Annotated in this window: 5 protein-coding genes; 3 read left to right on the forward strand and 2 right to left on the reverse strand. The window is 37.2% G+C overall.

Annotated elements, in window-relative coordinates; all coding sequences use genetic code 11:
- Positions 1-57: 57 nt before the first annotated feature.
- From AC3LHT_RS04690 to AC3LHT_RS04700, 3 genes are all read left to right on the forward strand, one after another.
- The gene (locus AC3LHT_RS04690) at positions 58-729 is read left to right on the forward strand and encodes an HAD-IC family P-type ATPase (protein WP_488662121.1); all 672 of its coding nucleotides are present in this window, start codon (positions 58-60) and stop codon (positions 727-729) included.
- 8 nt (positions 730-737) lie between these two features.
- The gene (locus AC3LHT_RS04695; RefSeq protein WP_488662122.1) at positions 738-1,352 is read left to right on the forward strand and encodes a class I SAM-dependent methyltransferase; all 615 of its coding nucleotides are present in this window, start codon (positions 738-740) and stop codon (positions 1,350-1,352) included.
- A gap of 131 nt (positions 1,353-1,483) precedes the next feature.
- The gene (locus tag AC3LHT_RS04700) at positions 1,484-1,714 is read left to right on the forward strand and encodes a hypothetical protein (protein WP_290668193.1); all 231 of its coding nucleotides are present in this window, start codon (positions 1,484-1,486) and stop codon (positions 1,712-1,714) included.
- A gap of 92 nt (positions 1,715-1,806) precedes the next feature.
- Here AC3LHT_RS04700 and AC3LHT_RS04705 read toward each other — a convergent pair whose 3' ends face one another.
- Positions 1,807-2,577: a hypothetical protein gene (locus tag AC3LHT_RS04705; protein ID WP_290668191.1), complete on the reverse strand. Its 771-nt coding sequence runs from the start codon at positions 2,575-2,577 to the stop codon at positions 1,807-1,809.
- A 13-nt stretch (positions 2,578-2,590) separates the two neighbouring features.
- Positions 2,591-3,398, reverse strand: an 808-nt coding sequence (locus AC3LHT_RS04710; RefSeq protein WP_488662123.1) for a LacI family DNA-binding transcriptional regulator, incomplete at its 5' end; no start/stop codon positions are given.

Raw genomic sequence — 3,398 nt, forward strand, 5'->3', positions numbered from 1 at the left:
GTGTGAGATTTCTACTTTTGTAGATTAGGAAATATAGGAGCTTTAGAATATTTGATTGTGAGTCCTAACCACCTCTTTGAATTAAACATTGGATTCGACGACAAGAGAGTCATGAGCTTGTTAAATAGCGAAAAAACCGTGGTTTTCCTTATTAACGAGAATACTGTCATAGGTGCGATTGCTCTGGGAGATAAAATACGGTCCGAATCCAAAAGAGCTGTTAACAGACTCCATGCGTTGGGAATAAAGGCATATATGTTAACCGGAGATAGCGACATCGTAGCCAAAGCAGTTGCCAAAAAGCTTGAAATGGATGGCTATTTTGCTGAAGTTCTTCCACATGAAAAAGCTTTAAAAGTTAAGGAACTAGCTACTGAAAACACTGTTGTAATGGTAGGAGATGGAATCAATGATGCTCCAGCGTTAGTCGAAGCTCATGCGGGCATTGCCATTGGAGCTGGAACACAAGTTGCAATTGAAAGTGCAGACATAGTACTATCCAAAGATAATCCAGAAGACGTTGTAGAAACAATAACGCTTTCAAAGGCAACTTACAGAAAAATGATGCAGAACTTGGTCTGGGCAACAGGATACAACGTGATAGCGATTCCTTTGGCTGCGGGTGTGCTTTATTCCTTCGGGATTCTTTTGAGCCCCGCAATAGGAGCCGTCTTGATGAGCTTAAGCACTGTGATAGTTGCCATCAATGCCCGGCTTTTGAAGGCTTAAGAGTCCAAATGGGAGCAAAAGAGAAGTATAATAGGGTTTCTTGTATTTACGATTTTTTGGAAACTGTTATGGAAAATAGTGCGTTTTCCAGATATAGAATGATACTCATGAAAGAGCTTCCGTGCAATGGAAAAGTTCTGGAGATTGGGATTGGAACAGGGAAGAACATTTCTTATTATCCATCTAGCGTTGAAGTAACTGGTATAGACTTTAGTATTGGTATGCTGAAATTTGCCAAGAAAAGGCAGAAAGCATTTCAGGGATCAAAACTTACTTTGTTGGAAATGGATGCTCAGAATATGACTTTTGAGTCTAACACTTTTGATGCAGTAGTTTCTACCTTTGTCTTCTGTACAGTTCCTGATCCAGTTAAGGGCTTAAAAGAAGCAAAGCGAGTGTTGAAAAAAGAAGGGAAAGCCATTTTTTTGGAACATATGAGAAGCCAAAACGGTTTCATTAACACTTTCCTGTATTTGGCAAACGTCATCACCAAACCGCTTTTTGGCACAAGCACAGTTCGTGATACTAAAAGGAACATTTTACAGGCAGGCTTTGAAATAGAGAAAGAAATCCATCTTGTTTTCGATGTTGTCAGAATATTCGTATGCACAAAAAAGACATAAAAAAATAAGTATACTTTCTTTAAGAAAATATACTTATTTAAAAATTATTATGATTGAATTGAGATTTTTTTGTTTGTTGGGTGTAGTGTTATGTGATTCTCTGATTCTTCTAAATAAAAGGAGGGATTTAAATGTTACCTATAATAACTGAGGATATGACTTTAAATGATATAATGAAGCTTCACACAAGATTATACGAAAAAGTTGGAAAACTGGGTTTTGATGTTTGTTGTGCAAAGATGGATACATTAAAAGATGCTTGCAAGAAAAAAGGACTGAGTCTTACAAATACTTTAGACGCCTTGAACGCCGTTATAGATGAGATCAACACAATCGAGCGGATAATCAATGAAGCGCAGTAAAAAAAGGGCACCATTTCTGTGCCCTTTAATCTTGTGGCAATTTATTTCAAGGGGGTAATTCATATATTTTGACGTCTAATTTGCACAAAAGTTCACTTAAACTCTTTTGTCTGGAATTCTGTTATATAGGTATTCATATCTGTGAATTTCTGGTAACTGAGTTCCCAAAGGTCTAATTCAAGTTCAATATTCGGATTTTCGTTGAGTACCTTTAAGAGGTCGAGCTTCTTTTTGCTCTCTGGTTCTTCGGGGAGAAAGTAACCAAGGCTGAGATGGGGTTTCACCGGTTTGCTCAATTTCACAATTTTTTGGAACAATTCAAAAAGATTCATCAAAATCTTGTAATCCTTTTCTGTTGAGGGAATGAACAGTACAGCAATCCCGATGGGTGGTCCCATAAAACCAATTGATTTCAAAGCTATTCTACTTTGGCCCGGGTGTTTGTTGAGATATATGGCAAGCTCCTTAAGAATGTCCTGGCACAATAGACTGGATTGTTCTATCATCTTGTCTAACTTGTCTTTTTCTTCAATATCAATTTCATTGTTAAGGTCGTGTAGAGTAATATGAAAGTATTCGGGTTTCAATGGATTTGCTAAGGATTGATTGGCTTTCTGATAAACCTTTTCCTGTATTCTCACAAATATTTCCTGCTGCTTCACGGGAAATACAATAGTGTCTCCTTTAAAAGGAATGTAATTTCCTTCGTTGTTAACCTTTTTTGTTAGATTGGGAATTACAGGCCAGTGTGTCGAGCCTTGCAAAAAATTTAGTGTGGATTCCTTTTCATCTATAAGATAATTCAGGTAGTCTTGATATTTTAATGGCGCTTTATCAAAATATACTTCTTTTAATAATTCCACGGACAACATCCTTTCATACAGATTGTCTTTCCACGATTTTAGGAGTCAAAATGATCCTTTGTGGGGATTTCTTCTTTGAATGCATCATTTCTATCAAAAGATTAACAGCTCGGTCGGAAAATTTTTCTACGTTCTGGTCGATTGAAGTCAAAGGTGGATACATATATTCACTTGAAGGAAGATTATCAATCCCCAAAACGGCAACATCCTCTGGGATTTTTAAGCCTTTTTCGCGGATAGCCCTGTAAGCACCAAGTGCTTTGTCATCGCCAGAAATAAAGAATGCATCTACAACTCTCCGGTCGAGAAGTATATGAGTCATATTATACACTTCTTTGATAGTGGATAGTTCGTAATAAACGCTATGAGTTACGTCGTATTTTTTACAAGCATCTTCAAAACCTTGAGCCCTTTCGCGATTTACGTTAAATACCTTTGGGCCGAGAAACAAGGCTATATTTTTGTATCCCTTTTTTATGATATATTCTGCACCAATGTAACCAACAAGGTAATTATCGAGATCGACAAAAGTCGTATCGTTGAAATCCTTGTCTTTGCCTATGATAACAAAAGGAATGTTATTTGTCCTAAGATAGCTCACCCGACAATCTTTAGATATGACATCAAACATGATTGCACCATCAGCGAGGCCACTTTTGAGTAGATGAAACCCATCAGTGTCATTACTGATAGTTTCTTCGCCAGAAGAAGGAGAAATGATGACTTTATAGCCTCTCTCTTTCAGCTTGACCATAAAACTCTTTAACATGAGATCGTGCCATTTGTTCCAGTACTTTCCTCTTCTCCTATCGATGAAAAGT

The organism is Kosmotoga sp., from assembly GCF_982836095.1.

Excerpts from the sequence above, each read along its gene's own strand:
- AC3LHT_RS04695 (WP_488662122.1), top strand. The coding sequence starts at position 738 with ATGGGAGCAAAAGAGAAGTATAATAGGGTTTCTTGTATTTACGATTTT.
- AC3LHT_RS04700 (WP_290668193.1), top strand. The coding sequence starts at position 1,484 with ATGTTACCTATAATAACTGAGGATATGACTTTAAATGATATAATGAAG.